Raw genomic sequence first — 24,036 nt, forward strand, 5'->3', positions numbered from 1 at the left:
TTCAGGCGGCTCAAGGGCTACCGACGCATCTTCTCTCGGTTCGAGAAACTCGATGCAATGTTTCTTGGCTTTCTCAGCTTCGTGCTCGTGGCAGATGGCCTTCGTGGTTTGTGTTAACAGGCCCTAGTTCCCGTTCATCCCTCACAACGTACAGGCTCCAACGATACCCAAACATGCGATTTAGGAAACCCATTGAACTCCCCTGTGAGGGTTAGCGTGATGCGGTCGGAAAAATGCGGCATAACTTGGCTGATTCAGCATGTATGCCTCCCTTGGTGTCTGTAGGTGATTGATTTATATCTGAAATCCTCACCGTAGCCAATCAATGCATGGAGTTGGAAGAGCAGGGGCCTTGGCGGGCTTCGGTATTCGGCCCCCACTGCCGTGTGCGGAGGCGAGTAGCGCAGGAGCGGGCGGAAGAAGGGGCGCGCATGTTTGAGCGTAGCGAGTTTGCGCGCACCCCGCCCGTTCCGAGCAACGCAGTGTGCCCGTAGCGCAGCGGAGGGACGACGCACCCGGCTCGCCTTTCTTTTGGGTACTTTGCTTTGGCGAAGCAAAGAAAAGTACCTCGCCCGCCGGGGCGAGACCCGGCTTGCCACGCGTGCGGGGTGCGCCCCTGACACCCAAAGCTCATGAACTAGCATAGGCCCCATGAACCACCCCGTTTTCTCCGCCCTGGTCCCCGTCGTGCTGCTCGTGGCCCTGGGTTATGTGGCCGGTCGCCTGCGCTGGATGCGCGCCGATTCGGTCAAGGACCTTTCCAATCTGGTTTTCCTTGTGCTCACGCCGGCCCTGATGTTCCGCACCATGGGCAAGGTGGACGTGAAACAGCTGGAGCTGTTGCCGCTGGCGACCTACTTTGTGGCGGTGTTCATACTCTTCGGCGTGAACCTGCTGTGGCAGGGCCTCAACCGCCGTGCCGCCGTGCTGGCCCTGGCTTCCACCTTCAGCAACACGGTGATGATCGGCATTGCCTTCATCGGCCTGGCCTATGGCGAGGCGGGGCTGGTGGTTCTGCTGGCGCTCCTGTCCCTGCATGCCTTGGTGCTGCTGACCGCCGGCACCGTGATCCTGGAACTGGCGGTGGCGCGCGAGGCCGCCGTGGCCCGGCCGAGTGCCATGTGGCGCACCGTGCTGAGTGCGGTGCGCAACGCCGTCATCCACCCGGTGCCCCTGCCCATCATCGCCGGCCTGCTGTATGCCCAGACCGGCTGGGCCATCCCCGAGGTGGTGGACCGGCCCCTGCAGTGGCTGGGCAATGCCTTCGGTCCCCTGGCCCTCTTGCTGGTGGGCGTGACGCTGGCCGGCACCACCGTGGGTCCGCATCTGCGCGGGGCGCTGGGCCTGACCCTGGTGAAGAACCTGCTGATGCCGGCCCTGGTGGCGGCGCTGGGCCTGCTCATGGGCCTCTCGGGCCTGCCCCTGGTGGTCATGGTGGTGACGGCGGCCCTGCCCATGGGGGCCAACGTCTTCCTGTTTTCGCAGCGTTATGCGGTGGCGGAGGAGCTGGTGACGGCGAGCGTCATCGTCTCCAACGCCGTGGCCCTGCTGACCCTGCCGCTGGTGATGTACGCGGCGGGGCTTTTGTAAGGCTCAGGGCGCCAGACGCTCGCGTGTCCAGCTGTCCTGTCCGGCAAGGGTGTAGCGCAGCCGGTCGTGCAGCCGGCTGGGCCGGCCCTGCCAGAATTCCCAGCGCTCGGGCGCCAGGCGGTAGCCGCCCCAGTGGGGCGGGCGCGGCGGCTGCAGCAGGAATTTCGCGCCGTACTTCGCGGCATTGGCCACCAGCACACCGCGGCCGCTGATGACCTGGCTTTGCGGGCTGGCCCAGGCGCCGATGCGCGAATCGAGCGGGCGGCTGGCGTAGTAGGCATCGCTGTCCTCGGCGCTGACCTGTTCCACCCGGCCTTCGATGCGCACCACACGTTCGAGCTCGACCCAGTGGAACTGCAGGGCGGCATAGGGATTGCCGGCCAGTTCGCGGCCCTTGCGGCTCTCGTAGTTGGTGTACCAGACGATGCCGCGCGCGTCATAGCCCTTGATCAGCACCACACGCGTGGACGGCCGCAGGTCGCTGCCCGCGGTGGCCAGGGTCATGGCATTGGGTTCGGGAACCTCCGAGCGGATGGCTTGCTGCAGCCACTGGTCGAACTGCTGCAGCGGATCGGCGTGCGAGGCGTCCTCGCTGAGTTCGGCGCGTTCGTAGCTTTTGCGGAGGTCGGCAATCGAGGACATGGCCGGAGTATAGGCAGGAGCGCCGCGGCGGCCTGGCGCTGTCGCAAATTGCAACTATCCTGCGCCGGCCTAGGGCTTACCCGCATGCTGGCAGGGGTTCGAGTGACTACGCTGGAAAGCCTAGGGACCCTCTGCATAACTCCCGTCATGCGCGACACGAGTTATGCAGAGGGTCCCTAGCCCAACACGGCCGGCCTTCCCAGTTCGGCTCATATCCAGAGGAGTCCCTGACATGAGTACCCAGATGAACGTCAACGGCAAGGCGGTCACCGCCCAGTCCGAGCCCGATACCCCCCTGCTGTGGGTGATCCGCGATGAACTGGGCCTGAGCGGCACCAAGTTCGGTTGCGGCGCGGCCCTGTGCGGCGCCTGTACGGTGCATGTCAACGGCCAGCCGGTGCGCTCCTGCCAGACCCCGGTGGCTTCGGTGGCCGGCAAGCGGGTGGCCACGGTGGAAAGCCTTTCGAAGAACAACAGCCATCCGCTGCAGAAGGCCTGGATCAAGCACGATGTGCCGCAATGCGGCTACTGTCAGTCCGGCCAGCTCATGAGTGCGGCCGCCCTGCTGTCCAAGAACAAGAACCCCAGCGATGCGGACATCGACGCCGCCATGAGCGGCAACATCTGCCGCTGCGGCACCTATCCCCGCATCAAGGCCGCCATCAAGGATGCAGCCGCCACCCTGCGCAAGACCGCCTGAGGAGACACACCATGAGCACGAACCAAACCTCCCGTCGTGATTTCCTGAAGACCTCATCGCTGGCCGCCGGCGGCCTGCTGATGGGATTTGCCCTGCCGGGCGCCAAGGTCGAAGCCCAGGCCGCCGGCACCGTCTACACGCCCAATGCCTGGGTGCACATCGCCGACGACAACACCATCACGCTGATTTCGGCGCGTTCCGAAATGGGCCAGGGGGTCTACACCTCCATGCCCATGCTGATCGCCGAGGAGCTCAACGTCGGCATCGACCAGATCAAGGTCAGCATCGCGCCGCCGGCCGCCGTCTACGTCAATGCGCTGCTGGGCGCGCAGATCACCGGCGGCTCGACCTCGGTGCGTGACGGCTGGGAGAAGCTGCGCGTGGGCGGCGCCCAGGTGCGCGAGATGCTGATCTCCGCCGCGGCCGACGAATGGAAGGTGGACCGCAGCAAGCTCAAGGCCGAGCGCGGCATGGTGCTGGGCCCCAAGGGCATGAAGGCCAGTTACGGCTCGCTGGCCGCGGCGGCTGCCAAGCTGCCGGTGCCGGAGAAGGTGGCCCTCAAGGACCCGAAGGACTTCAAGATCGTGGGCAAGCGCCTCAGGCGCCTGGACACGCCGGCCAAGGTCAACGGCACGGCCGAGTTCGGCATCGACGTGAAACTGCCGGGCATGGTCTACGCCAGCCTGGAGCAGTGCCCGGTGATCGGCGGCAAGGTCAAGAGCTTCGACGCCGCGAAGGCCAAGGGCATGCCGGGTGTGCTCGACGTGGTGCAGATCAACGATGGCGTGGCCGTGGTGGCCGACAGCTACTGGCATGCGGTCAAGGCGCGCCAGGCCCTGAGCGTTCAGTGGGACGAGGGGGCCGGGACCGCGCTGGACCACAACAGTGTGCTGGCCAGCACACGCGCGGCGGCCGACAGCGGCAAGGTGCTGCCCATAGTCAAGCCCGCCGGCAATGTGGCCGATGCCATGAAGGGCGCGGCCAGGGTGATCAAGGCCGAGTACATCACGCCCATGCAGGCGCATGCGCCGCTGGAGCCCATGAACTTCACGGCCCATTTCGAGAACGGGAAAATCCTGCTGATCGGCCCGACCCAGTTCCAGCAGGGCGCGCATGGCGCCGTGGCGGGTGCCCTGGGGCTGAAACCCGAGGACGTCACGCTCAAGACAACCTTTCTCGGCGGGGGCTTCGGCCGCCGTCTGGAGCTGGATTTCGTGGTCCAGGCCGCGCAGATCTCCAAGGCGGTGGGCAAACCCGTCAAGCTGCTGTGGACGCGCGAAGACGACATGACACACGACTACTACCGTCCCCTGGGCCTGAACCAGGTGCAGGCCGGCCTGGACGCCAAGGGCATGCCGGTGGCGCTGCACCACAAGGTCACCTCGCAGTCGATCACGCAGCGCGCCTTCGGCCTGCCCAAGGACACGCTGGACCCCTTCATGGCCGAGGCGGCGGTGGGCCCCTATGCCATCGCCAACACCCAGCATGACCTGGTCATCCACGACAGCGGCATGCGTGTGGGTTACTGGCGCGCGGTGAGCCACAACATGAATGCCTTCGCCAACGAGAGCTTCATGGACGAGCTGGCGCTCGCTGCGGGCAAGGACCCCTACCAGTACCGCATGGCCCTGCTCAAGAGCCAGCCGCGTTTTGCCCGCGTGCTCAAGCTCGCGGCCGACAAGGCCGGCTGGGGCAAGCCCCTGCCCAAGGGCCGCGCGCGCGGCATTGCGCTGATGGAGGGTTACGACACCTATATGGCGCAGGTGGCCGAGGTGTCGGTCAAGGACGGCGAGGTCAAGGTGCACCGCGTGACCGTGGTGGCCGATCTGGGCCGCATGGTCAACCCGGACACGGTGGAAGCCCAGATCCAGTCCAGCATCGTGTTCGGCATGTCGGCCGGCCTGATGCAGGAAATCACCCTGGACAAGGGGCGGGTGCAGCAGACCAACTACAACAACTACCCGGTGGTGCGCATGCACGAGTCGCCGAAGATTGATATCGTGCTGGTCCCGAGCAAGGAAAAACCCGGCGGCATCGGCGAGCCGGCCACCGCGCTGGTGGTGCCTGCCATCGCGAATGCCGTGGCGGCGGCCACCGGCAAGCGCGTGCGCAAGCTGCCGCTGACACCGGAGGCGATCCGCGCTGCGTGAAGGCCTTACAGAAGAGGAGCGGGAGAATGGAAAGTCTCGATCTGCGCGTGCTGGCCGACGCGCTGGCCTGGAAACGCGCCGGCCATGCCGTGTCGCTGGTCACGGTGGTGCAGACCTGGGGCAGCGCGCCGCGCCCGCCCGGGGCGCTGCTGGCCGTGCGCGAGGACGGTGTGGTCAGCGGCTCGGTCTCGGGCGGCTGTGTCGAGGACGACCTGATCGCGCGCGCCAAGGCGGCCCTGGCCGAAGGCCGGCAGGACCCGGCCGCGGTCCTGCCCTCGCTCATCGTCTACGGCGTCAACAGGGACGAGGCCGCGCGTTTCGGCCTGCCCTGCGGCGGCACGCTGCGCCTGGTGCAGGAGCCGTTGACGGACGTGAACTGGGTCGAACAGTTGCTGGCGCAGACCGCCGAGCATCGGCTGGTCGCGCGCACGCTGGACCTGGCCACGGGCCGGGTGACGCTGGCCGATGCCGTGCGCGGCCAGTCCATGGTCTTCGACGAGTTGACCCTGAGCACGGTGTTCGGCCCCAAGTGGCGCCTGCTGCTGATCGGTGCCGGCCAGCTTTCGCAGGCCGTGGCCAGCATGGCCAGCCTGCTGGATTTCGAGATGCTGGTCTGCGATCCGCGTGAGGAATACGCGGCCACCTTGGACACGGCCGGCGTGCAGCGCGTGCCGGGCATGCCCGACGACGTGGTGCGCGAGATGCTGCCCGATGCGCACACCGCCATCGTGGCGCTCACGCACGATCCCAAGCTCGACGACATGGCGCTGCTGGAAGCCTTGAAGTCGGCCGCCTTCTACGTCGGCGCGCTCGGCTCGCGCCGCAACCAGGCCACGCGCAAGCAGCGCCTGGCCGAGCACTTCGACCTCAGCGCCGAAGAGCTGGCCCGTCTGCACGGGCCGGTGGGCCTGGACATAGGCGCGCGCACGCCGGCCGAGATCGCGGTGTCCATCCTGGCCGAGATCGTGCAGGTCAAGAACGCCGCCACGCTGCGCATGGCCAATACACCGGGCTGCATCGCGGCATGAAGCCCGTGGTGCTGGTGCTCGCCTCGGGCCGGGGTGAACGCTTTCTTGTCTCCGGCGGCGGCACGCACAAGCTGCAGGCTAGGCTGGGCGACAAGACCGTGCAGCAGCACACGCTGGACGCCGTGCGTGCCAGCGGCCTGCCCTTTCATGTGGAGGAGGCGCCGCACCCCGGCATGGGCGACTCGATCGCCGCGGCCGTGCGGGCCACGGCCGACGCCGAGGGCTGGCTCATCCTGCCGGCCGATCTCCCTCTGGTCCTGCCCGAGACCCTGCGCCGTATTGCCGACGCGCCGGACGAGCAGACCGTGGTGCGGCCGGTCTGCCTGGGCCAGCAGGGGCATCCCGTGCGTTTTTCCCGCGCGTGCGGTGCCGCGTTGCTGGCGCTGCACGGCGATCAGGGCGCGGCCGCGGTGGTGCGCCGGCACCGCCTGTGGACGGTGGAGGTGGATGACCTGGGCTGCATCACCGACATCGACACCCCGGAGGATCTGGAGCAGACACTGCAGCTTCTGCTGGCACGCGGCGTGGCCTGAGTTGCGCCTGCTTCTGTCAGGGAGCGTGTCTCAACAACTGTTCCAGCGCCCGGTCGTGAATGCCGTGGGTCTTGAGGCTCACATAGGTCTGCTGCGCGTAGTCGTGCGTGCTGCCGTAACGGCCACGGGCCTGGGCGAAGATCTGGCGGTATTGCGCCGGGCTCAGCGTGCCGGTGTAGTTGGGGCTGCGGCGTGACAGGGTGAAGGCCAGGGCCGAGACCGGGCCGTGCGGCGTTTCGCAACGCAGCCAGCGCGGGTCGTAGACGCCGGTGGGCATTTCGCGCTCCCAGAGGGTTTCCAGGATGGCGGGTGCGCGCTGGCGCTGCACACGAAAGGCCATGCCGTGGCAGCTGCCGCCCGTGAGCAGGGCGAAGACCAGGCCCGGCACTTCGGGGGTGCCGCGGTTGACGCGGCTCCACATCTTGAGTGCCCGGTGCCAGCCCCGTACGTGGGCCGTGCGGCGTTCCTCGAAGTCGAAGTCCGGTCGCCAGATCAGCGAGGCGTAGCCGAAGATCCACAGGTCGTCATGGCCGCCCCATTCGCGCAGCGTGGTGGCCAGCAGGGGGGCGGGATCGCGCAGGGGACGGGGCAGGACGAGCGGTGGCGGGTGCATGTTTTCAGGTGCGCGCGGCGGACAGCCAGTCCTGCAGCGGCAAGGGACGCGCACAGAGGGAACCCTGCAGCGTATCGCAGCCGTGGGCGGCCAGGAAGCCGGTCTGGGCGCGGGTTTTCACGCCTCCAGGCTCCGCAGACGCGGAGGACAGCAGGCCTCGCAGCTTCGCAAACGCTCTCAAGGCGCAGAACCTCGTGCTCGGGATGGACTTTGGTCGTGCGGACCGGCAGGGCCGCATGACCGCATGACCGCATCCTAACGCGAGCTGCCCGGAAGGGCTCAGTCGTCGCGCTGGATCAGCTCGATCTTGTAGCCGTCGGGGTCGGTGATGAAGGCGATCAGTGTGTTGCCGCCCTTGACCGGGCCCGGTTCACGTGTGATGTTGCCGCCCCTGGCACGGATCTGTACACAGAAGGCGTAGATGTCGTCCACGCCCAGGGCCACGTGGCCGTAGGCCCCGCCCATGTCGTACCGCTCGACGCCGTAGTTGTAGGTCAGTTCGAGTTCGGCCTGCTCGGGGTTGCTGCCATAACCCACGAAGGCCAGGGAGTACTTCTGCTCGGGCCGGTCGGTGGTGCGCAGCAGTTGCATGCCCATGACGCGGGTGTAGAAGTCGACGGAGCGCTGCATGTCGCCGACGCGCAGCATGGTGTGCAGGAATCTCATGTCTCCGATTGTGCCGGAAGTTCGAATACGAGGCAGGTGGTGGTGGCGTGGGCACAGAGCGTGCCTGGGGGCCAAAGAGCCTGGCCTCGGCCGTGGTGCATCCGTGGCCCATCGGCATCATGGTGTGGACGGCACACTCCGGGGCGGAGTCGGAAGTCGAGCAGGGTGGATCGGAGGCTTCGCGCCTGCCCTGTGGCAGAACGTCCGGCGCACCGGCGACACGCCGGTCTGGGGAATAATGGGCGCTCATTTACGGGGCCGTCCATGAGCCAGTTCACCAAAGTCATCCTGTACACCGATACCGACGGCCGCGCGCGTTTTCGCGAGGAAAGCGTGCCGCTGGTCCAGGGCACGCCGCAGTCCATGCTGTCGGAGGTGTTCGCCTCGGGGGGCTACCAGCTGCGTCACAGCCCGGCGGGTTTTCGCAGCAGCTTTCACTGCACCGGGGCGCCCCAGTGGTGTTTCATCCTGCAGGGGCAAATGGAAATTGGCTTGCAGGGCGGGGTGTCGCGTGTCTTCGGCCCGGGCCAGCATTTCCACTCGGCCGATCTGCTGCCCGAGGGGCAGACCTTCGACCCCGCCATCCACGGCCACTGGAGCCGCCAGGTCGGTCCCGACCCGCTGGTCACGCTGTTCGTGCGCGGCTGACCACGGAAAGCAAAACGGCCTGCACAGGGCAGGCCGTTTTCGGGAGCGGGAGGCTCAGGGCGCTTCAGTTGTGGCTGATGCGGCCGTAGCTGGTGCGCAGCGGATCCACGCCGCCACCGCCACCGCTCTTGCCGCTGTCCCTGCTGCGGCCCTGACCGCCGCCCTGGCCACCGCCAGGACGACCGCGGCCGCGGTTGCGCCCGCCGCGCTCGCTCAGGCTGTCGGTGCCCGTGCGCAGGGGATCGGGTTGACGCGGCTCGCCGGCGCGCGCGCCGCTGGTGTTGTTGCTGCGGCGCTGCTCGTTGTTGCGACCCTGGCCCTGGCCTTGCGCGCGCTGACCCTGGGGTTTGGCCTGGCCTCCGCGCGGCTGGCTCTGTCCACCGCCGTTGCGCTGGCCCTGACCCTGGCCGGTTTTGGCGCGTTCGCCCTGGCCAGCCTTGTTGTCACGCATGCGCTGCATCATCTCGCTGCGCGCGTTCTTGGCGGCTGCCGCCATGACTTCGCGGCTCGGCGGCTTGCCGGCGCCACCCCAGATGGTCTGGCGGCCCATGGCGATGGGTTCGGCGCGTTCACCCGGCTCGGGCGCAAAGCCCTCGACCACCTTCACTTCAATCTTCTGCTTGGTGAAGCGCTCGATGTCGGCCATGAAGCCTTCCTCGTCCAGGCAGACCAGGTTGATGGCGGCGCCATCCGAGCCGGCACGGCCGGTGCGGCCGATACGGTGCACATAGTCTTCGCTGACGTTGGGGATCTCGTAGTTCACCACGTGCGGCAGCTCGTCGATGTCGATGCCGCGCGCGGCGATGTCGGTGGCCACCAGGGCGCGGACGTCGCCGCTCTTGAAGCCGGCCAGGGCCTGGGTGCGGGCGCCCTGGCTCTTGTTGCCGTGCAGGGCCATGGCGGTGATGCCGTTCTTCTCCAGGTACTCGGCCACGTTGTTGGCGCCGAACTTGGTGCGCACGAACACCAGCACCTGGCTCCAGTTGTGCTGCTGGATGATGTGGGCCAGCAGGGCCTTCTTCTTGCCGCGGCCCACCGGGTGGATGACCTGGGTGATGCGCTGCACGGTGGTGTTGCGCGGCGTGACCTGCACGCTCTGCGGGTTCTTGAGCAGGCCGTTGGCCAGGTCGCGGATCTCGTCGCTGAAGGTGGCCGAGAACAGCAGGCTCTGCTTGTCCTTGGGCACCAGGGCCAGCACCTTCTTCACGTCGTGGATGAAGCCCATGTCCAGCATGCGATCGGCTTCGTCGAGCACCAGGGTCTGCACGGTGGACAGGTCCAGGAAGCCCTGCTGCTGCAGGTCCAGCAGGCGGCCCGGTGTCGCCACCAGGATGTCCACGCCTTTTTTCAGGCGGCTGATCTGCGGGTTCATGCCGACACCGCCGAAGACGACGGTGGAGCTCAGTTGCAGGTACTTGCCGTAGGTCTGGACCGATTCCTCGACCTGGGCGGCCAGCTCGCGCGTGGGGGTGAGCACCAGGGCGCGGATGCCGGTGCCGCCCCATTTGTTCTGCGCACTGCGGCTCATGGTGAGGCGGTGCAGCAGGGGCAGGGTGAAGGCGGCGGTCTTGCCGGTGCCGGTCTGGGCGCCGCCCAGCAGGTCGTGGCCCTCGAGCACCAGCGGGATGGCCTGGGCCTGGATGGCCGTGGGGGTCTCGTAGCCCTGCTCGCGCACAGCCTTCAGGATGGCCGGAGCCAGTTTCAGTTCTTCAAAGTTCATGGTGATGGCGCCCATCCGGGCGCTGGGATATCGGCCTGTACAGGCGCCTGGGGCGCCCGGCCAGTCAAAGGCAGATAGGGTTCAAGGGTGGGACCGTCGGTCCGCGGGACGCGGTGACAAAGCCCCCAGCAGTGTGCTGATGTTGCGCGCAACTGAACGGCAACGGACACCATTGTCGCACGCTTCGGCTTCTGGTGCCTGTGAAGCGACGCGGATTGACAGAAATTGTCCCTTCTCGCCATTATTGTCATACCCGTAACAAAATGTTGTCAGGGTGCGGCTTCTGTTCCGGACTCGGTGGAGAATGTAACAAGCACCGGGTCCGAGTCCCGGCAATGATCGACTGTTATCCATGAAAAAGTTTCGCATGCGGCGCCTGGGCGTGTCGGATGACCCGACCGCCGAGAAACCGTCCCTGCACGACTGCATCGAGGCGGTGCTGGAACAGTCCGGCTCCTTGATCGACGACGTGATCAAGGGACTGGACATTGCCGTGCAGCAGGTGGGGGGCAAGATTTCCAAGATCAACGAGCGGGCACTGAGCCAGCGCCTCGTCGAGGAATTGCGCCGCCAGGTCGAGGCGGTGCGCGCCACGTTCGGCGTGCAGCTGCGCCTGGCGATCTACCGCAGCGGCAGCCATGCCAGCGACCCGGAAGCTCTGGTGCGTTTCGAGGACATCCAGCTGCTGGACGAGGGCCAGCTCGACGCCAACATCGAGTTCGCCATGGCCCAGCAGGAAATCCAGATGGCGGTGGACGAGGTGATGCCGCCGCTCAACGCGCTGATCAGCAGCCTGATGGGCTGGATGTCGGTGCAGGCCCACCTCAATCCCCTGCGTCCCGAGACCTTCGCCCGGGCCCTGCGCGAGACCCTGTCGCAGCATGTGCCCAGCGAGCAGGCGCGCACGGCCCTGATCACCCCGGCCGCCGGCATCCTGGGCAACAGCCTGCGCACGCTCTACAAGGAACTGGGCGACTGGTTGCGCTCGCAGGGCATCGAGCCGGTGGTGCCGCTGCTGACCTCCGCCGCGCCGGCGCCGGGCGGCACGCCGGTCGAGCATCCGGTCACCCGCACCATGCTGACGCTGGACAAGCTGCGCCGCCTGTTGACTGCAGAGATCGATCTCGGCGGCGGCAACCGGGGCAAGGATTTCCTGCACACGGTGCCGGCATCCATGGTGGCGCTCGAGGACCTCAAGATGGTCGAGCCCATGATCAAGCGCCTGAGTGAACGCGCCCTCAAGGACGCCAAGGACGCCAAGGCCGCGGCCAAGGGCAACGGCAAGAACATGAACCGTGAGCTGGGCCAGCAACTGGGCGAGGAGGTGGTGCGTCTCATGCTGGAGAACCTGGGCAAGGATCAGCGCCTGTTGCCACCGGTGCGGGCCCAGGTCAAGGAGCTGGAGCCGCTGCTGTTGCGCCTGGCCCAGGCCGACCCGCGTTTCTTCAGCGAGCGTAAGCACCCGGCGCGCCAGTTCCTGGACCGCATCACGCACCAGAGCCTGGGTTACAAGACCGAGAACGATGAGCGCTTCCAGCGTTTTATCAAGATGGTGTCTTCGGCCGTGCTTGAGCTTTTGGGCAGCGACGGTGAACCCGAGTCCTTTGCCCGGGCGCTGACCATGCTCGATGCCCAGTGGTCGCGCGTGGACCTGGCGCTGCGGGCCAGGCAGGAAGATGCGGCGCGCGCGCTGATGCACGCCGAGCAGCGCAATATGCTGGCGCAGCGGCTCGCGGCGGATTTCCAGGAGCGCCTGCAGGACAAGGAGATCCCCGACTTTGTCGCAGCTTTCCTCTGCGGCCCCTGGTCCCAGGTGGTGGCCGAGTCGCAGTTGCGCGCCGACGGCACGACCGATGCCGACGGTTACCTGGCCCTGGTCGACGACCTGATCTGGAGCGTGCAGTCCAAGCTGGTGCGCCGCAACCGGACCCGTCTGGTGCAATTGGTGCCGACGCTGCTGGTCAAGCTGCGCCATGGCCTGCAGCTCATCGAATACCCGCCCGAGCGCATCCCGCGTTTTCTGGACCAGCTGATCGCCCTGCACGAGAAGGCTTTCGAGGCCCCCAAGGTCAAGGCGCCGGCGCCGGCGAAAACCGCCAAGCCGAGCCGGGCGCCCGAAGACGAGGGCGACCCGATGGATGGCCTGGAGGTGACCGAGCTCGACGGTTTCCCGGACGAGCTGCCCGAGGATTTCTCGCAGGAATCAGGCGGGGAAAGCACGGGCTATGGCGTGATCGAGGCGGCCGATGCCGACAGCATCTGGATGGCCGGCCACGAAGCCGATGAGGCGGGTTACCTGCCCGAAGGCGATGTCATGCCGGATGCGGCCTCGGCCGGAGCGCCCGTGTCCGGCACCTGGAATGCGGCGGATCTGGCCATCGGATGCTGGGTCGAGTTGCAGCTCAAGGGCGAGTGGGTGCGCGCCCAGCTGACCTGGGCCAGCCCGCACCGCACGCTCTTCATGTTCATCTCGGGCAAGGGCCTGGCGCATTCCATGTCGCGCCGCACCATGGAGCAGTTGCGCACGCGCGGCCTCATGCGCATCGTCTCCGAGCGCCACATGGTGGACAACGCCCTGGACGCCGTGGCCCAGACCGCGCTGCTCAACGCCCGCAACCCGCCCAAATCCTGAGCGGTTCGGCGGGGCCCGGCTGGCGGGGATAATGCGGGTTTTACCCCCGCAGAATTTACCGCCCATGGCCCAATACGTCTTTTCCATGAACCGCCTCGGCAAGATCATTCCGCCGAAGCGTTACATCCTCAAGGACATCTCCCTGTCCTTCTTCCCTGGCGCCAAGATCGGCGTGCTCGGCCTCAACGGCTCGGGCAAATCCACGCTGCTCAAGATCATGGCCGGGGTCGACAAGGAGTTCGAAGGCGAGGCCATCCCCATGGCCGGCCTGAAGATCGGCTATCTGCCGCAGGAGCCGCAGCTCGACCCGAACGAGACCGTGCGCGAGGCCGTCGAGGGCGGCATGGGCGAATCCAAGGCCGCGCAGGCACGCCTGGAAGAGGTGTACGCGGCCTATGCCGACGAAAACGCCGACTTCGACGCCCTGGCCGCCGAGCAGGCCAAGCTCGAGGCCATCATCGCCACCGCCGGTGACGGTGGTGAGCACCAGCTGGAAATCGCCGCCGACGCCCTGCGCCTGCCGCCCTGGGACGCCGTGATCGGCAAGCTCTCCGGCGGCGAGAAGCGCCGCGTGGCCCTGTGCCGCCTGCTGCTGAGCAAGCCCGACATGCTGCTGCTGGACGAGCCGACCAACCACCTGGACGCCGAATCGGTGGACTGGCTGGAGCAGTTCCTGCAGCGTTACTCCGGCACCGTGGTGGCCATCACCCACGACCGCTACTTCCTGGACAACGCCGCCGAGTGGATCCTGGAAATGGACCGCGGCTCCGGCATTCCCTGGAAGGGCAACTACTCCAGCTGGCTGGAGCAGAAGGAAAACCGCCTGGTGCAGGAACAGAAGGGCGAGGAATCCCGCGCCAAGGCGCTGAAGAAGGAGCTGGAGTGGTCGCGCCAGAATCCGAAGGCGCGCCAGGCCAAGAGCAAGGCCCGTCTGGCCCGCTTCGAGGAGCTGTCCGACTTCGAATACCAGAAGCGCAACGAGACACAGGAAATCTTCATTCCTGTGGCCGACCGCCTGGGCAATGAAGTCATCGAGTTCAAGAACGTCAGCAAGTCCTTCGGTGACCGCCTGCTGATCGACGACCTGAGCTTCAAGGTGCCCGCGGGCGCCATTGTCGGCATCATCGGCCCCAACGGCGCCGGTAAATCCACGCTCTTCAAGATGATCGCCGGCAAGGAAAAGCCGGACAGCGGCGAGGTCAAGATCGGCCAGACCGTCAAGATGGCCTTCGTCGACCAGACCCGTGACGACCTGGCCAACGAGAAGACCGTCTGGGAAGACGTCTCCGGCGGACTGGACATCCTGACCGTGGGCAAGTTCCAGATGGCCAGCCGTGCCTACTGCGGCCGCTTCAACTTCAACGGCGGTGACCAGCAGAAGCGCGTGGGCACGCTGTCGGGCGGCGAGCGTGGCCGCCTGCACCTGGCCAAGACCCTGATCGCCGGCGGCAACACCCTGCTGCTGGACGAGCCCTCGAACGACCTGGACGTGGAAACCCTGCGCGCGCTGGAAGACGCGCTGCTGGAGTTCGCCGGCTCGGTCATGGTCATCAGCCACGATCGCTGGTTCCTGGACCGCATCTGCACCCACATCCTGGCCGCCGAAGGCGACAGCCAGTGGACCTTCTTCGACGGCAACTACCAGGAGTACGAGGCCGACAAGAAGAAGCGCCTGGGCGAAGAGGGGGCCAAGCCGCATCGCGTGCGCTTCAAGGCGCTCAAATAAGGTGCAAAGAAGGCTGCAACCTCCATCGTCCATCCAGCAGGAACTGCACATGAGCCCTCGTCCCCAGCCGGTCGTCCGCAGCACCCGATTGGACGGGCTGATCCGCGAGGCCGCGCGTCGTGGGCTGGACATCATGGATGGTGTGCTGCGCCAGACGCGCGAGACCCTGCAACGCCAGATCGACCAGACGCGCGACCTGATCGCGCGCGACGCCCGCGCCCGCGTGGTCTCGGCCCTGGTGCAGTCCGCGCCGGAGATGCGCGCGCGTTTCCCCGAGACCCTGCAACGCATTTTCGAACGCGAACTGGGCGACAGCCCCGCGACGACGACCCTGGACGCCGGGCCTTCCAGCATCAAGTTCGACCAGCTTGAACTCATGGACGAGCAGGAGGTGCAGACGCGCATCAGCGCCGTGAGCGGCCTGCAACAGGCGCTGATGGATGCCGAGAACGAGCTGACCGAACTCAACACCCTGGTCAGCGCCATCCTGGGCTTCGATCAGGTGCGCCCGGAGCGCAATCCCTTCCGCCCCGAGATCTATGTCGAAGCCCTGCAAGGCCTGATCGGCGAGATGCAGGGGGACAGCGCGGCGCAGACACAGTGCCGCCAGATCATGGTGCCCCTGCTGGGCAAGAGCCTGCGCCCGGTCTACCAGGAGCTGCTGGTCTACCTGAAGGCACAGCAGGTGCAGCCGGTGCCTTACGTCATCCAGCGCACGGCGGCGGCGCCCGGCGCCGTGGGTGCGGGATCGGCGCCGGCCCCGGCGGCCTCCGCGCAGGCTGCGCCCCAGGGCTCAGCCCCGCCCTACCATGCGCTGGCGCAGCAGGTCTATGCCGGCCAGCTGACCGTGCAGCAGCTGCATGGCCTGGTTTCCGGGGCGACGCCCGACGCCGACCGGCTGGTGCAGGAGGTTGTCCGGCTCATCATTGCCAGCATCACCGGCGATGAGCGCCTGCTGCCGCCCGTGCGTGAACTCATCGGCGGCCTCAAGCCGGCCCTGCTGCAGCTGGCCCGCAGCGATCTGCATTTTTTCAGCGACAAGCAGCACCCGGCCCGTCTTCTGCTCGAAGAGCTGGCGCAGCACAGCTTTGCCTACGACAGCGTGGCGGCCGAAGGCTTTGCCGATTTCCTGGCGGACATGCGCGATGTGCTGGCCCGCCTGAGCCCGGCGGCCGGTGCGGCCGAGACCTTCGAGCGTGTGCTGGTGCGCCTGCGCCATATCTGGTCCCAGGCCGAGCAACGCCGCCAGGCGCAGCAGCAGGCGGCCGTGCAGGCCCTGCAGCAGGCTGAAAAGCGCAGCCAGCTGGCCGACCAGATTGCGCAACACATCCGCAAGCAGCCCGGCACGGTGCTGGTGCCCGACCTGGTGGTGGACTTCGCCTGTGGCCCCTGGGCCCAGGTCATGGCGCAGGCCCGGATCGAGGGCAGGGTCGACCAGCCCGGTGAACCCGACCACGTGGCCCTGCTCGAAGACCTGTTCTGGAGCGTGCGCCCCGATCAGGCCAAACACCAGCCCGGACAACTCGTCAAACTGATCCCGCAACTGGTGCAGGGCCTGCGCCAGGGCCTGGAGCGCATCCACTACCCACCGGATCAGCTGCAGCAGTTTCTCGACCAGTTGTTTGCCCTGCACCAGGGCGGCATGGACGGTGTGGCGGCAACACGCAGCCAGCGGCCCGCGCCCCAGTCAGCGGCCAGGACCTGGCTGGCGCCCGAGGAGGCCCGCGACTCGGGTTTCATGGACGACCCGGACGGCCCCGCCCCCGCCGAAGCCGCGCCGGCCGACTTCCCCAGCACCGAACCCATGGGCCTGGTGGACCGGGACACCGACACCGGCCACACGCCTCTGGAGAGTGCGGCCCCGATCCCGGGCCTGACACTGGAGCAGCTGCAAGCCGGCAGCTGGATGGAGCTGCAGTTGGACGGGCACTGGCTGCGCCTGCAGCTGGCCTGGGTCAACGAGCCGGCCACCTTGTGCCTGTTCTCGAGCGCCAGTGGTTCCAACCATTCCATGACACGGCGCATGTTCGACCGCCTGGTCGCGCAGGAGCAGTTGCGTCTGGTGTCGCAGGGGCCTGTGGTCGAGCGCGCCTTCGACGCCGTGGCGGAGCTGGCCATGCGCAACAGCGTCTACATGGATATCCAGGCCGACCCGCCGGCCTGATAACCTGCGAATAAATTGACTGCTCGACCGCGATCGCGGCGTTGGGCGGTGTTGGCTTCGGCCGCTGCGCAGATGGACCCGGATGCCGTGTCGGACCAGTTCCTGGGCGTGGTGTTTGCCGAACTCCGTGCAGGCGCTTTGCTCCGGCCGGGTGGCCAGGGGGTGATCTGGCGTGGCGGCGCCGATCAGGAGCGGGTCAGTTCGGACGCGGCCGGCCAGGTCTGGCCGGCCAGGGTCAGGCTGCGGGCCGCATGCACGGCATTGACCACGGCGCGCGCCGTGGCCTCGGCCGCCAGCGTCGCCAGCAACAGCATGTCGACGCTCTTGCCGCTGGCCCCCGTGCCCAGCGCGAACAGCGTGTCGCCGTCGAGCATGGTGTGCACGGGGTTGATGCTGCGGGCCAGCCCGTCGTGGGCCACCTGGGCCAGGCGCTGGGCCTGGGGCTTGGTCAGCACGGCGTCGGTGGCGATCACGCCGATGGTGGTGTTGCTGCCGGCCAGCACATGCCGGGGCAGGTGGCCGGCCAGCAGCGCGTCGCGCGTGTTCTGCAAGGCGCGGCCATCGGCCGTGCGGGCGCCGGCGATGAGCTGCCCGGTGGCCGGGTCCAGCACATCACCCATGGCATTGCAGACCACCAGCGCACCCACGGTGCAACCGCCGGCGCTGACCGAGGCCGTGCCCACGCCGCCCTTCATGGCGCGCGACTGGCCCAGCAGCTTGCCCACCAGCGCACCGCTGCCTGCTCCCACATTGCCTTGGGCAGGCATGTTGCGGCTGGCGGCTGCGCAGGCACGGTAACCGGCGGCGGCATCGGGGCGGATGCGGCCGTCGCCCACGCCCAGATCGAAGACCACGGCGGCCGGCACGATGGGCACCAGGCCGTGGCCGGTGTCTAGGCCGATGCCGTTCTCGTCCAGCCAGCGCATCACGCCGCCGGCCGCATCCAGGCCCCAGGCGCTGCCTCCGGCCAGCAGCACGGCGTGCACATGGGGCACCAGGTTGGCGGGCTGCAGCAGATCGGTCTCGCGCGTGCCGGGTGCGGCGCCGCGCACGTCCACCCCCCCCACGGCACCGCCGCGCGCAATGACCACGCTGCAGCCGGTGGGGCGGCGCGGATCGGAGTCGTGGCCGGCTTCGATGCCGGCCACGTCGGTGATGGCGCCCGGGTAGGGCAGGGTGGGGGTGCTCATGGGCACCGATTATGCGCAGCGCGGTGAAGCCTGCGCCAGTCAGTCGACGACCTGGATGCGTACCGGTGTCACGCCGGCGTTGAGGCTGGCGATGGTCTTGAAGGCCGAGCTGGAGAGATCGATGATGCGGCCTTTCACGAAAGGCCCGCGGTCGTTCACGCGCACCTCCACGCTCCTGCCGTTCTGCGTGTTGGTGACCTTGAGCCGGGTGCCAAAGGGCAGGGTGCGGTGCGCGGCCGTCAGCTTGGCCTGGTCGAAGCGCTCGCCGCTGGCCGTCTTGCGGCCATGGAACTCGTTGCCGTAATAAGACGCCTGGCCCGACTCGCTGTGGCCGCTGGCCACGCCGCCACCGGATTTGGCTGTGCTGCTGCAGGCCGCCAGCATCAGCAGGGCCAGGGTGCACAGCCCAGCGGCCAGCCAGCGGGCCGGATGTTCGTGGTGTTCATGGCGCAGGGCGGCGACGGTCATGCGTTTCACTATAGCGACTGGCCTGCCTTTGACGATCCGCTCAGGATCAGGCTGTTGCCAGCGTGCCGCAGTCTGTCGATGAAAGGTCGTACTCCCCGATGGGTGGTTGCCGGCCGGCAGGTGACAGGCGGGATGGATTTTCACATACTGTACAAATACACAGTTATCGATGCAATGGTGCTGTATCAGAACAGGCGGCTTCCATGAGCGAATTCAAGATACCCCTGCAGACCCTCAAAGGTCGGGGCGCAGCCACACGCAACGCACACCGCTTCGAGAAAGACCTGCGATCGGCCTACGACGATGGCTGGTCGACCTGGGACGAGGCCCTGGCCATGGAGGCGCCACGTCAGCCCACGGAAGTGCGCTGGGAGGATGCGCGCAGCGCCCTGGTGCGCAACGACTCGCCGGACATCGCCTTCGATCTTTCCATCAATCCCTACCGCGGCTGCGAACATGGCTGCAGCTATTGCTATGCGCGCCCCTCGCACAGCTACCTGGGCCTGTCGCCGGGTCTGGACTTCGAGCGCATCATCATCGCCAAGCGCGGGCTGGCGCAACGCTTGCGCGAGGAGATGTCTGCACCGGGCTATCGGCCCAGCCACCTGGCCATCGGCACGGTGACGGACTGCTACCAGCCCGTCGAGCGTGAGCTGAAGATCACGCGCTCGCTGATCGAGGTGCTGCGTGATGCGCGCCATCCCTTTGCGCTGGTCAGCAAGTCCAGCGGCGTGGAGCGTGATCTGGACCTGATCGCACCCATGGCCCGGGACCATCTGGTTGCGGTCTACCTCACCATCACCACGCTGGACGGCGGGCTCGCACGCCAGCTGGAGCCGCGCGCCGCCTCACCGCAGCGCCGCCTGCGCACCCTCCGCACCCTGGCGGAGGCCGGGGTGCCCGTGGGCGTGAGCGTGGCGCCGCAGATCCCCTTCATCAATGAAGACATGGAGCAGGTGCTGGAAGCGGCGGCGCAGGCGGGCGCCAAAAGCGCCTTCTACACCGTGCTGCGCCTGCCCTGGGAGTTGAACGAGGTGTTCCAGCAGTGGCTGGCCTTGCACTACCCGCAGCGCGCCGCGCGCGTGATGGCGCGTATCCAGGAGATGCGCGGCGGCAGGGATTACGACAGCAGCTACGCCACACGCATGACGGGCAGCGGCCTGTGGGCGGATCTCATACGCCAGCGTTTTCACAAGGCCTGCGCCCGCCACGGACTGAACCGCGAGCGCGCGGAACTCGACCTCTCGCAGTTTCGCCCGGGCCTGGCGCGCGGCCAGGGCAGCCTGTTCTAGGGCCGGTTCGCACTTGAGAAATGAGTGTGAACAGGCCCTGGCGCTTTTACTTCTGCATCCGCTCGATCGAGAGCACCACGTAGGTGCCCTTGATCTGGTCGGCGGTGAAGCGCACGCTGTCGCCGGCCTTGACCTTGTCCAGCAAGGCGAGGTCCTGCACCTGGAACACCATGGTCATCGGTCCCATGTCGAGGTTGGGAATCTCGCCGTGCCTGAGGGTGATCTTCTTCGCCGATTTGTCCACTGTGCGCACGACGGCTTCGACCAGGGGTTTGGCAGCCTGGCTGCTGGCAGCGGCTTCATGGCCGTGTGCACTACCGCTTTCATGGGCCAGCGCGGGACCGGCAACAGACAGCAGCAGGGAGAAGGTCAGGGTGGAGAACTTGTTCATGGTGGGTCCCATCATCAGGTGAAGCATTGATCATCGGTAGGACTGGAAAACACGGGCCGCGCCGCCGCGCTGCACCAGCAGCACGTCGTATGGATCCTTCAGGCCGCCGTACTCGGGGCCGTCCATGCCGGGTGAACCCACGGGCATGCCGGGCACGGCCAGGCCCAGGGCGACTGGCTTGTCCTTCAGAAGGCGCTGGATTTCGCGTGCCGGCACATGGCCTTCGAGCACATAACCGTTCACCAGGGCGGTGTGGCAGGAGCCGAACTGCTCGGCCAGGCCCAGGCGCTGGCGGACCGCGTTCTTGCGGTCGTTGCTCACGTCATGCGTCGTGACCTCGAAGCCGCTGGCCTGCAGGTGTTTGATCCAGTCCTTGCAGCAGCCACAGTTAGGGGTCTTCCAGACTTCGACCATGGGGCGCGAGGGCTGTGCGGCCAGGCCCAGGCCGGTTAGCGTTGCGGCCGCCAGGGCGACCGAGGTGTGCAATAGCTTGCGTCGATTCATGACTTGCTCCTTTCAGTGTGTTCGGACGGTGATGCTACCCTTCATCATGGGCAAGGGGTTCTCGGGCAGGGGTATTCCCATCTCGCTCATGACCATGCAGTCGGGCACCAGCTTGTGCATTTTCTGCACCAGGCCACGGTGGCCCACGCCGATCATGGTGTGGTGGCTCTTGTGGCAGTGGAAGGCCCAGTCGCCTTCCTCGTCGGCGACGAACTCCACTTGCGCATCTGGCCCACGGCCACGTCGGTGGTTACACCCGGTGTGCGCGCCGCCAGCGGCCAGGTCCCGCCGTCGCTGTCCGTGACCACGAACTCGTGGCCGTGCAGGTGCATGGGGTGGTTGGTCATGGTCAGGTTGCCCGCGCGGATGCGCACACGGTCGCCTTCCACCACCTCGATGGTCGGGCCCGGGCTGGCCGTCTGGTTGAGGAGTGCAGCTGCGAGTGGCGCCGTTTGCACCCCGGGCCCAAAAGGCCATGGAGGGTGTTGCGCGGACTGTGGCCGGGGAGGGCCGGCGGCGTCCACGCGCCTACCGCATGGTCTTTTTGATCCGTAACGCATCTTGAAGAATCAGTGTGGACAGGCCCTGGCCTGCCTGAGCAGGCGCTCGATGTCCTGGGCAGGAACAGGCCGTGAGTACAGATAACCCTGGGCTGCATCGCAGCCAAAGGAGCGGAGCAGGTCGCGCATCTCCTCGGTCTCCACGCCTTCGGCGATGGTCTGCAGATTCAGGTTGCGCGCCATCTGGATGATGGCGCGCACGATGGTCGCGTCGTCCGGGTCGATCGCCAGGTCACGCACGAAACTCTGGTCGATCTTGAGCTTGTCGATGTCCAGGCGCTTCAGATAGGACAGGCTGGAGTAACCGGTGCCGAAGTCATCAATGGACAGCTTCACGCCCAGCTGCTTGAGCCGGCGCACGCTGGCCAGCACGTTTTCGACGTTCTGGATCAGGATGGATTCGGTCAGCTCCAGCTCCAGCAGCGCCGGCGCCAGGCCGGATTCGGCCAGCGCGCGTTCCACCGACAGCTCCACATTGCTGCGCTTGAACTGGATGGCCGAGAGGTTGACCGCCATGGTCAAGGCCGGCAGGCCGGCCTGCTGCCACAGGACAGCCTGCCGACAGGCCTGACGCAGCACCCAGTCGCCCATGGGCACGATCAGACCGCTTTCCTCGGCCACGCCGATGAAACGCCCGGGCGCCACCAGGCCCAGTTCCGGGTGCGACCAACGGATCAGCGCTTCCACGCCGATGATGCGGCCGCTGATCAACTCGTACTGGGGCTGGTAGTGCAGCAGGAATTCGCCGCGTTCCAGCGCACGCCGCAGGCCGTTGCGCATCAGCAGCTGCTCGCCAGCTTCCGCGTCCATGGTCGGGTCGAAGAAGTGCGAGGCATTGCGCCCCGACTCCTTGGAGCGGTACATGGCCAGGTCGGCTTTCTTGCACAGGGTCTCGAAATCGCGGCCGTCGTCCGGTGCGATGGCCGCACCGATCGAGGCCGATGCGGAGACTTCGCGGCCTCCCAGCGGCATCGGCATCTGCAGCCGTTCCATGATCTTGATGACGATGGTCGCGACGACATCGGTGTCGGGCAGCTCGCCCAGCACCAGCAGGAACTCGTCGCCACCCTGGCGGCTGATGGTGTCGCTGTCACGCACACAGCCACGCAGGCGCCGCGCCACCTCCTTGAGGAACTCGTCGCCGGCCGCATGGCCCAGGGTGTCGTTGATGTTCTTGAAATTGTCCAGGTCCAGATAGATCAGCCCTACCTTGTGGTGAGCGCGTTCGGCCTGCGCCAGAGCCTGGTTGAAGCGGTCCTGGACCAGCAGCCGGTTGGGCAGACCGGTCAGAGCATCGTGGTAGGCCAGGTACTCGATGCGTTGTTCGGCTTCCCTGCGGTCGCTGATGTCGGAGCCCACACCCCGGTAGCCGCGGAACACACTCTGTGCATCGAAGATGGGGGTGCCACTGATGCTGATGGTGCGCACCAGGCCATGGCGGTCGCGCATCTGGTAGACGAAGTCGCTGTAGGACTCGTGGCGTTCGAGCAGTTGCCGGTGCCGTTCCCATTCCTGCGGGCCCGGTGCAACGATGTCCTGCTCCCAGCGGGTCTTACCCAGGTTGGGCGCCATGTCCGCGCTCTTGAAACCCTGCGAGACCTGGGTGAAACGGAACTGCTCGTCCTGTTCCCAGAACCAGTCGGTCGACATCTCGGCCAGGCTGCGAAAGCGTATCTCGCTTTCCTGCAGCGTCTGGCGTTGCTGGTCCAGGTCCTTGACCATGTTGTTGAAGGCCCGGACCAGGGTGCCGATCTCGTCATCGCTGGGCAGGTCCAGTCGCCGCGCCGCGCCCTGCTTGTGCGGCAGGTCGCGCACGTGCTGGGTCAGCGTGCCCAGGGGCTGCAGCGCCCGGCGCATCACCAGCCAGATCAGCCCAACCGCCACCAGCGTGCCGCCCGCGTTGCCTAGCAGCAGGTAGCGGCGAGCCTCTGCAAGGGGTTTCTCGGCTACAGACAGGGGCAGGTTGATCCTCAGTACCCAGGGCGCCATGCGCAGTTGCTTCAGGCTGCTGACCACTTCGGCCCCATACGACGTAGTGGTCGTACCGCTGCCCTCGAAACCCTCGATGGCACGGTCCACCAGGGTGTTGGACCCTGGCGGGGCGATGGGCTTGAGGATGCGCTCCGGATGACGGTGCGAGATGAAGAGCCGGTCTTTGGTGAAGAGCGAGACATAAGCACCCTGGCCGAGCGTGAGTTCATTGAGGTCGGACAAGAGGTTGTGACCCACCAGCTCGATGCTGCCGTGCAGGCGGCCCACCATTCGGTCTTGCGCGTCGAACAGCGGGATGCTGATGGTGATCGCCGGCCCTCCCAGTGCCCGTACCGAGCTGAAGGGCTTGGAGATGTAGGGCTCGCGTGTTTCGCTGACGGTCTTGAAAACTTCGAGCCCGGTCACATCGCGTCCGCGTCCTCCGGGCAGATAGGGGGATTCGGCAACAACCCGCCCCTGCTCGGAGATCAGGAGAAGGCCATTGGAGAAGATCGTCTGCAAGGGGGACTGCCTGTCCAGGAATTCCTGCGCCTGCTGTGCATTCGCCAGGGTTTGGAGCGGCAACTGCAGGGCTGTCGCGCTCAGCAATTGCACGCTTGAAGCCAGCTTGTCGTCAATGGATTTGGCCAGAGTGCTGGCCAGGACGAACTGCTGCTGGTAGAGGCTCTCGCGGAAATTCTGGTCGAAATGACGCAGGGTGACCCAGGTCAGCAGGCTGGCAAAACCGACGAAGAGCAGGGCGACGGCAAGCACCACCCTGGTTGTGAGACTGGACAGGCGGAGTGGGTGCAAACGCATGGCCTGTATATATACCCCGATTCTGGGCC

19 protein-coding genes and 3 pseudogenes are annotated in these 24,036 nt (G+C 66.8%); 11 read left to right on the forward strand and 11 right to left on the reverse strand.

Annotated elements, in window-relative coordinates:
* Together ACYVH8_RS14115 and ACYVH8_RS14120 are read left to right on the forward strand one after the other, a co-directional pair.
* A pseudogene (locus ACYVH8_RS14115) lies at positions 1–117 on the forward strand (IS5-like element ISCARN85 family transposase); the annotation flags it as partial.
* A 534-nt stretch (positions 118–651) separates the two neighbouring features.
* Complete coding sequence (locus ACYVH8_RS14120) at positions 652–1,590, forward strand: AEC family transporter (RefSeq protein ID WP_460489448.1); 939 nt, start codon at positions 652–654, stop codon at positions 1,588–1,590.
* 3 nt (positions 1,591–1,593) lie between these two features.
* Here ACYVH8_RS14120 and pdxH read toward each other — a convergent pair whose 3' ends face one another.
* Positions 1,594–2,232: a pyridoxamine 5'-phosphate oxidase gene (gene pdxH / locus ACYVH8_RS14125; RefSeq protein ID WP_460489449.1), complete on the reverse strand. Its 639-nt coding sequence runs from the start codon at positions 2,230–2,232 to the stop codon at positions 1,594–1,596.
* 232 nt (positions 2,233–2,464) lie between these two features.
* On the opposite strand from pdxH, the gene ACYVH8_RS14130 reads away from it, so the two are divergent.
* From ACYVH8_RS14130 to ACYVH8_RS14145, 4 genes are read left to right on the forward strand one after another with little or no spacing between them, the layout of a single operon-like run.
* On the forward strand, positions 2,465–2,932 hold the full coding sequence (locus ACYVH8_RS14130; RefSeq protein ID WP_460489450.1) for a (2Fe-2S)-binding protein: 468 nt from the start codon (positions 2,465–2,467) through the stop codon (positions 2,930–2,932).
* A gap of 11 nt (positions 2,933–2,943) precedes the next feature.
* Entirely contained in the window at positions 2,944–5,082 is a 2,139-nt protein-coding gene (locus ACYVH8_RS14135) for a xanthine dehydrogenase family protein molybdopterin-binding subunit (RefSeq protein WP_460489451.1), read from the forward strand.
* Between the two features lie 26 nt (positions 5,083–5,108).
* On the forward strand, positions 5,109–6,110 hold the full coding sequence (locus ACYVH8_RS14140) for an XdhC family protein (protein ID WP_460489452.1): 1,002 nt from the start codon (positions 5,109–5,111) through the stop codon (positions 6,108–6,110).
* Positions 6,107–6,643, forward strand: coding sequence for a nucleotidyltransferase family protein (locus ACYVH8_RS14145; protein WP_460489453.1), 537 nt, complete (start codon positions 6,107–6,109; stop codon positions 6,641–6,643). Before ACYVH8_RS14140 ends, ACYVH8_RS14145 begins: the two co-directional genes overlap by 4 nt.
* Before the next feature lie 16 nt (positions 6,644–6,659).
* Here ACYVH8_RS14145 and ACYVH8_RS14150 read toward each other — a convergent pair whose 3' ends face one another.
* The 3 genes and pseudogenes from ACYVH8_RS14150 to ACYVH8_RS14160 form a co-directional block, all read right to left on the reverse strand.
* The gene (locus ACYVH8_RS14150; protein WP_460489454.1) at positions 6,660–7,256 is read right to left on the reverse strand and encodes a gamma-glutamylcyclotransferase; all 597 of its coding nucleotides are present in this window, start codon (positions 7,254–7,256) and stop codon (positions 6,660–6,662) included.
* A 279-nt stretch (positions 7,257–7,535) separates the two neighbouring features.
* Positions 7,536–7,922, reverse strand: coding sequence for a lactoylglutathione lyase (gene gloA, locus ACYVH8_RS14155; protein ID WP_460489455.1), 387 nt, complete (start codon positions 7,920–7,922; stop codon positions 7,536–7,538).
* Positions 7,919–8,073 (reverse strand): annotated as a pseudogene (locus ACYVH8_RS14160) (aromatic compound catabolic protein); the annotation flags it as partial. The gene gloA and the pseudogene ACYVH8_RS14160, both read right to left, overlap by 4 nt.
* Before the next feature lie 113 nt (positions 8,074–8,186).
* On the opposite strand from ACYVH8_RS14160, the gene ACYVH8_RS14165 reads away from it, so the two are divergent.
* Complete coding sequence (locus ACYVH8_RS14165; protein ID WP_460489456.1) at positions 8,187–8,570, forward strand: cupin domain-containing protein; 384 nt, start codon at positions 8,187–8,189, stop codon at positions 8,568–8,570.
* 64 nt (positions 8,571–8,634) lie between these two features.
* Here the strand turns inward: ACYVH8_RS14165 and ACYVH8_RS14170 are convergent, their stop codons facing one another.
* Positions 8,635–10,290: a DEAD/DEAH box helicase gene (locus ACYVH8_RS14170; RefSeq protein WP_460489457.1), complete on the reverse strand. Its 1,656-nt coding sequence runs from the start codon at positions 10,288–10,290 to the stop codon at positions 8,635–8,637.
* Between the two features lie 352 nt (positions 10,291–10,642).
* On the opposite strand from ACYVH8_RS14170, the gene ACYVH8_RS14175 reads away from it, so the two are divergent.
* The 3 genes from ACYVH8_RS14175 (at position 10,643) to ACYVH8_RS14185 (ending at position 16,812) form a co-directional block, all read left to right on the forward strand.
* Positions 10,643–12,922, forward strand: coding sequence for a DUF1631 family protein (locus ACYVH8_RS14175; RefSeq protein WP_460489458.1), 2,280 nt, complete (start codon positions 10,643–10,645; stop codon positions 12,920–12,922).
* 64 nt (positions 12,923–12,986) lie between these two features.
* Entirely contained in the window at positions 12,987–14,648 is a 1,662-nt protein-coding gene (ettA, locus tag ACYVH8_RS14180; protein ID WP_460489459.1) for an energy-dependent translational throttle protein EttA, read from the forward strand.
* A gap of 49 nt (positions 14,649–14,697) precedes the next feature.
* Positions 14,698–16,812, forward strand: a complete 2,115-nt coding sequence (locus tag ACYVH8_RS14185) for a DUF1631 family protein (protein WP_460489460.1) — start codon at positions 14,698–14,700, stop codon at positions 16,810–16,812.
* A gap of 185 nt (positions 16,813–16,997) precedes the next feature.
* On the opposite strand, the gene ACYVH8_RS14190 is transcribed toward ACYVH8_RS14185, so the two are convergent.
* Together ACYVH8_RS14190 and ACYVH8_RS14195 are read right to left on the reverse strand one after the other, a co-directional pair.
* Positions 16,998–18,002 (reverse strand): P1 family peptidase, encoded by a 1,005-nt coding sequence (locus ACYVH8_RS14190; RefSeq protein ID WP_460489461.1) that lies wholly within the window; start codon positions 18,000–18,002, stop codon positions 16,998–17,000.
* Between the two features lie 39 nt (positions 18,003–18,041).
* A complete protein-coding gene (locus tag ACYVH8_RS14195) occupies positions 18,042–18,470 on the reverse strand; it encodes a septal ring lytic transglycosylase RlpA family protein (RefSeq protein WP_460489462.1) in 429 nt (142 codons plus the stop codon).
* A gap of 203 nt (positions 18,471–18,673) precedes the next feature.
* Here ACYVH8_RS14195 and ACYVH8_RS14200 point away from each other — a divergent pair, with 203 nt between their 5' ends.
* The gene (locus ACYVH8_RS14200; RefSeq protein ID WP_460489463.1) at positions 18,674–19,762 is read left to right on the forward strand and encodes a PA0069 family radical SAM protein; all 1,089 of its coding nucleotides are present in this window, start codon (positions 18,674–18,676) and stop codon (positions 19,760–19,762) included.
* Positions 19,763–19,808: 46 nt separating this feature from the next.
* On the opposite strand, the gene ACYVH8_RS14205 is transcribed toward ACYVH8_RS14200, so the two are convergent.
* The 4 genes and pseudogenes from ACYVH8_RS14205 to ACYVH8_RS14220 form a co-directional block, all read right to left on the reverse strand.
* On the reverse strand, positions 19,809–20,153 hold the full coding sequence (locus tag ACYVH8_RS14205; RefSeq protein WP_460489464.1) for a copper-binding protein: 345 nt from the start codon (positions 20,151–20,153) through the stop codon (positions 19,809–19,811).
* Between the two features lie 30 nt (positions 20,154–20,183).
* Positions 20,184–20,657 carry a DUF411 domain-containing protein gene (locus ACYVH8_RS14210; RefSeq protein WP_460489465.1) on the reverse strand — a complete coding sequence of 158 codons (474 nt, stop codon included), beginning with the start codon at positions 20,655–20,657 and terminating at the stop codon, positions 20,184–20,186.
* 33 nt (positions 20,658–20,690) lie between these two features.
* A pseudogene (locus ACYVH8_RS14215) lies at positions 20,691–21,043 on the reverse strand (multicopper oxidase domain-containing protein); the annotation flags it as partial.
* A 183-nt stretch (positions 21,044–21,226) separates the two neighbouring features.
* Positions 21,227–23,962 (reverse strand): bifunctional diguanylate cyclase/phosphodiesterase, encoded by a 2,736-nt coding sequence (locus ACYVH8_RS14220; protein ID WP_460489466.1) that lies wholly within the window; start codon positions 23,960–23,962, stop codon positions 21,227–21,229.
* Positions 23,963–24,036: the final 74 nt, after the last annotated feature.

Source organism: Curvibacter fontanus (genome assembly GCF_054780335.1).